This window comes from Streptomyces sp. NTH33, assembly GCF_003236365.1.
Taxonomy (GTDB): Bacteria; Actinomycetota; Actinomycetes; order Streptomycetales; family Streptomycetaceae; genus Streptomyces.
Window position 1 is genome coordinate 1 of the sequence record NZ_POTZ01000543.1, and the last position, 4227, is coordinate 4227.

At 72.5% G+C, this 4227-nt stretch carries 3 protein-coding genes and 1 pseudogene; 1 reads left to right on the forward strand and 3 read right to left on the reverse strand.

The window, feature by feature from the left end; all coding sequences use genetic code 11:
- The 3 genes and pseudogenes from C1I97_RS32500 to C1I97_RS32510 all read right to left on the reverse strand — a co-directional run.
- Positions 1–251, reverse strand: a pseudogene (locus tag C1I97_RS32500) (hypothetical protein); the annotation flags it as partial.
- Positions 252–488: 237 nt separating this feature from the next.
- A complete protein-coding gene (locus C1I97_RS32505) occupies positions 489–983 on the reverse strand; it encodes a hotdog fold thioesterase (RefSeq protein WP_111006626.1) in 495 nt (164 codons plus the stop codon).
- Positions 984–1056: 73 nt separating this feature from the next.
- Complete coding sequence (locus tag C1I97_RS32510; protein ID WP_111006627.1) at positions 1057–3336, reverse strand: FdhF/YdeP family oxidoreductase; 2280 nt, start codon at positions 3334–3336, stop codon at positions 1057–1059.
- Positions 3337–3519: 183 nt separating this feature from the next.
- On the opposite strand from C1I97_RS32510, the gene C1I97_RS32515 reads away from it, so the two are divergent.
- Positions 3520–4134, forward strand: coding sequence for an RraA family protein (locus C1I97_RS32515; protein WP_111006628.1), 615 nt, complete (start codon positions 3520–3522; stop codon positions 4132–4134).
- Positions 4135–4227 lie beyond the last annotated feature (93 nt).

Below are 4227 nucleotides of genomic sequence, written 5' to 3' on the forward strand. Positions count from 1 at the left end.
CTCGTCCTCCTTCTCGCGGGCGGCGGGGTGTGCCGGCGGGTGGCGTAGAGGTAACTGCCGCCCGCGAGAAGGAGGACGAGCGCGAGGGCCACGAGGGCGGCGCGGCGGTGCCGCTCGTGGAACCGCGCGATCGGGCCGTACGCGGACCTGGTGCGGGACGGGCCGTCCGGTCCCTCCGGGTCCGTGTCCGGGCCGATCGCGTCCCACGCGCACGTGCCCTCGCCCGGTTCGAGCGGACCGATGCCGCTCACCGCCGCGGCTCCTTGCCGCGGCTGCCGGCGCGGTACCGGCCCACGCGGCGCGCACCTGCTTGACGGCCAGTCAACTCGTTGATCGGACAAGCGCCTTGGCCCGCACCCTCGCGGGTCCGGCGCGCGACGCCCCGGACCGCCCATGCCCCCGGCCGGAGGACTCCTCCCGCTGTCATGTCAAGAAGCTAGGGCCGGCCGGGCCCGGGGGCAACGGTCGGGGAGAGGCCGTTTCGTGGCTCAGCCGGCCGCGGCGGAACCGGCGGGGTTGCCCTCGCCCGGGTTCACGTCGCGCAGCATGCAGGTCAGGCGGGCGCTGCACACCCGCCGTCCCTCCTCGTCGCTGATGATGATCTCGTACGTCGCCGTCGAGCGCCCCCGGTGGAGGGGCGTGGCCACGCCGGTGACCAGGCCGGAGCGGACCCCGCGGTGGTGGGTGCAGTTCAGGTCGACACCGACGGCGATCTTGGAGGTGCCGCCGTGCAGCATGGAGCCGACGGAGCCCAGGGTCTCGGCGAGAACGGCGGAGGCGCCGCCGTGCAGCAGTCCGTAGGGCTGGGTGTTGCCCTCCACCGGCATGGTGCCGACGACGCGGTCGGCGGACGCCTCCAGGACCTGCACGCCCATGCGGGTGCCGAGGTGCCCGGCGGAGAACAGGGCGGGCAGGTCGATGCCGAGGGCGGCGTACTCGTCGAGGACTTCCTGCGGGAACTTCACGTACTGCTGCTCACCCATGACGTCCGGCTCCGTTCATCGTTGGTCGGCGTGTTGATCGCCGTCGCTGACCGACTGCTCACTGAGCGAACGCTCAGTCGGTCGCCGATTGTTCCAGACGCACCACGACGGACTTGCTGGCCGGGGTGTTGCTGGTGTCCGCGGTGGCGTCCAGCGGCACCAGGACGTTGGTCTCCGGGTAGTACGCGGCCGCGCACCCGCGCGCGGTCGGATAGTGCACGACCCGGAAGCCGGGCGCCCGCCGCTCCACGCCGTCCTTCCACTCGCCGACCAGGTCCACGTACGACCCGTCGGCCACGCCCAGCGCCCGCGCGTCCTCGGGGTTGACCAGCACCACCCGCCGGCCGTTCCTGATCCCGCGGTAGCGGTCGTCCAGGCCGTAGATCGTGGTGTTGTACTGGTCGTGCGAGCGCAGCGTCTGCAGCAGCAGCCGGCCCTCGGGCACCTCGGGGTACTCCACGGGCGCGGCGGTGAAGTTGGCCTTGCCGGTGGCCGTGGGGAAGCGGCGCTCGTCGCGCGGGGCGTGCGGGAGGGTGAAGCCGCCGGGGCGGGCCACGCGCGCGTTGAAGTCCTCGAAGCCGGGGATCACGCGCGCGATGCGGTCGCGGATCGCGCCGTAGTCCTTCTCGAACTCCTCCCACGGCACCACGCTGTCCTCGCCCAGCACCCGGTGGGCCAGCCGGCACACGATGGCCGGCTCGGACTTCAGGTGGGGGCTCGCGGGCTCGAGCCGGCCACGGGAGGCGTGCACCATGCCCATGGAGTCCTCGACGGTGACGAACTGCTCACCGCCGGCCTGCAGGTCGCGCTCGGTGCGGCCCAGCGTCGGCAGGATCAGGGCACGCGCGCCCGTGACGACGTGCGAGCGGTTGAGCTTGGTCGACACGTGCACGGTCAGCCGGGCGCGGCGCATGGCCGCCTCGGTGACGTCGGTGTCGGGGGAGGCGGCGACGAAGTTGCCGCCCATGGCGAAGAACACCTTCGCCTCGCCGTCGCGCAGGGCGCGGATGGCCCGGACGACGTCGTAGCCGTGCGCGCGCGGCGGGGAGAAGCCGAACTCCTTCTCCAGGGCGTCCAGGAAGGCGGGGGCGGGCCGCTCGAAGATGCCCATGGTGCGGTCGCCCTGCACGTTGGAGTGGCCGCGCACCGGGCACACGCCCGCGCCCGGGCGGCCGATGTTGCCGCGCAGCAGCAGGAAGTTGACGATCTCGCGGATGGTCGGCACGGAGTGCTTGTGCTGGGTCAGTCCCATCGCCCAGCACACGATGACGCGCCGGGAGGCGAGCACCATGCGCAACGCCTCCTCGATCCGCTCGCGGGCCAGTCCGGTCGCGGCGAGCGTCTGGTCCCAGTCGGCGGCGCGGGCGGCGGCCGCGAACTCCTCGTACCCGTGGGTGTGCTGCCGCACGAACTCCTCGTCGACCGCGCCCCCGGTCTCGAGGATCAGCTTGTTGAGGAGGCGGAAGAGGGCCTGGTCGCCGCCGATGCGGATCTGCAGGAACAGGTCGGTGAGCGCGGAGCCCCTGAGCATGCCCTGCGGGGTCTGCGGGTTCTTGAACCGCTCCAGACCGGCCTCGGGCAGCGGATTGACACTGATGATCTTCGCGCCGCCGGCCTTGGCCTTCTCCAGGGCGGAGAGCATGCGCGGGTGGTTCGTCCCCGGGTTCTGCCCGGCCACGATGATCAGGTCGGCCTTGTACAGGTCCTCCAGCAGGACGCTGCCCTTGCCGATGCCGATCGTCTCCGACAGGGCCGAGCCGGAGGACTCGTGGCACAGGTTGGAGCAGTCGGGCAGGTTGTTGGTGCCGAGCTCGCGGGCGAAGAGCTGGTAGAGGAACGCGGCCTCGTTGCTGGTGCGGCCGGAGGTGTAGAAGACGGCCTCGTCGGGGGAGCCGAGGGCGGAGATCTCCTCGGCGACGATGTCGAAGGCCCGCTCCCAGCTCACCGGTTCGTAGTGGTCGCCGCCCTCGGGCAAGTACATCGGATGCGTGAGCCGCCCCTGCTGTCCCAGCCAGTAACCGCTCTTCTCCGCCAGCTCGGAGACGGGGTGCGCGGCGAGGAACTCCGGGGTGACCCGGCGCAGGGTGGCCTCCTCGGCGACCGCCTTCGCCCCGTTCTCACAGAACTCCGCCGTGTGTCGCTGCTCCGGCTCCGGCCAGGCGCACCCCGGGCAGTCGAACCCGTCCTTCTGGTTGACCCGCAGCAACGTCAACGCGGTGCGCCGCACGCCCATCTGGCGCTGCGCCATCTGCAACGTGTACCCGATGGCCGGCAGCCCCGCCGCCGCATGCTGCGGTTCGACGACTTCCGGCGCGTCCTGGACCGGATCCCCCTTCGGCGCCTTCGCCACCATCGCACGCTCCTCTTCGACCACACGGACTGAAAACCGCTCCCGATCTTGCCACGCCCCACCGACAATGCCCCCGGCCCGTGCGAGCGGAATTCGAGAGCACAGCATGCGGTCACCGGCGGGCCCGAAGAGCCGGACGCCCGCGTGGGGGGCCGGCGGACCCGCCGGCCGGAACGGAAGGAAGCAATGGACAACCTGTTCAAGGACGTTCCCACCACCACCCTCGCCGACCTGCTGGGCCGTGAGCAGGTCATGGACATCGGCATCCGTCCGCTGTGGGACTCGCCGCGCGTCGCCGGCCCCGCGTACACGGTGCGGTGCGAGCCCGGCGACAACCTGATGTTGCACGCGGCGATCCACCGCGCCGAGCCGGGCACGGTCGTCGTCGTGGAGTCGGGCGACGTGGACCACGCGCTGGCCGGCGGCAACGTGTGTGCCGTCGCCCGGCGCCGGGGGATCGCCGCCTTCGTGGTCGACGGCGTCATCCGCGACCTCGGCGAGGTGCGCGAGACCGGCTTCCCGGTCTTCTCGCGCGGCGTCATCCCGATACCCGGCACCAAGGAGAAGCTCGGCTCGCTCGGTGAGCCCGCCCGCGTCGGGGGCGTGCTGGTGCACCCCGGCGACATCGTGGTCGCCGACGAGGAGGGCGTCGTCGTCACCCCCGCCGCCCGCCGGGAGGAGATCCTCGCCGCCGCGCGGGCGAAGCTGGCCAAGGAGGCCGGGGAGTCCCTCGACACCTGGGAGGAGGACCACCGCGCCCGCATCGAGAAGGCACTGCGCGACCAGGGCTTCACCGGCTGACCCGAGGAAGGGCCGGGGAAGGGCCGAGGCGGCCGGAACCCCTGCCGGGGCGGAGCCCAAGGGCGGGACCTCCTCTCCCCACCGAGACGGGCG